The organism is Campylobacter taeniopygiae (assembly GCF_005406225.1).
Lineage (GTDB): Bacteria > Campylobacterota > Campylobacteria > Campylobacterales > Campylobacteraceae > Campylobacter_D > Campylobacter_D taeniopygiae.
Genome location: NZ_NXLY01000055.1, coordinates 1 through 945 on the forward strand (window position 1 = coordinate 1; position 945 = coordinate 945).

General features: G+C 26.3%; 1 pseudogene. It reads right to left on the bottom strand.

What is annotated here, in order from left to right:
- Positions 1 to 840: pseudogene (locus CQA75_RS09360) on the bottom strand (hypothetical protein); the annotation flags it as partial.
- Positions 841 to 945 lie beyond the last annotated feature (105 nt).

A 945-nucleotide genomic window follows, 5' to 3' on the forward strand; every position in this document is an offset into this window, starting at 1 on the left:
ATCTACTTGTGTGGTTTTTTGTTCTTCTAGAATGTTTGAAATTAAATCTTTATATTCTAAGCTTTGCTTGCTTAAGCATTCTAATTTGATATTTAAAGAGTTTTCTAATATAGAATAATTAAGTAAGCAAAGTTCATCATTTTTATAAAAGATGCTAAGTCTTCCTAAACCACTGCTTTCATCTTTAGGGGAAAAATAATAACTGGGTACATCTTGTTTGATTATCCCTTCTTGATCTAATTCTCCAAAATAAAAGGGATTATTAGAGAATTCTTTAGAGCCTGTTAAAAGGGTGGAATTGAGGAAGATATAAGTTTGGTAGTTTTGAAGTGCTTCCAAAGAAATACCGGTTTTACTTATAGCTCTTTCATAAATTTCTCTACAATCAACCACATCTTTATGGTTAGCAAAAATAAAAAATTTCTCTTCTTTTAAATCAACAAAGGCAGTTGAACTTACAGAATTAAATCCTATATTGGTTTTAGCAATTTGATTTTTACTTAAATAATAACTAGTGCAATGATTTTCATAAATTAAATTAATCATTTGTTTTTTTCTAGCTTGAAAAAATTCTTGATTGTCTTCATTGCTGATACATTTAAAACAATCAGAATTGTATTTTAAAATTTCTCCTATATTATCTTTTATAGGTATCTCTTGATTCTTTTCATCTTTGATATTAAAAGGTAGCATTTTGCAAATTGCTTCTGCACAGTTTGTATCTTTTTTCAAATCCTCATCTAACAATTTCTCTAATATACATCTATCGAGTATTTCTATATGAACCTGCATGGCTTCTAAAACTAAAAAAGAATCAGGTATGACAAATTTATTTATCATTTCATACTCACTTATAAAAAATGATTCTTGTGCATCCTTGTAAGTAAGGTTAAATTCTTTATTGTATTTATTAACTTTACATAAAGTTTTAAAAGTTTTACCTAA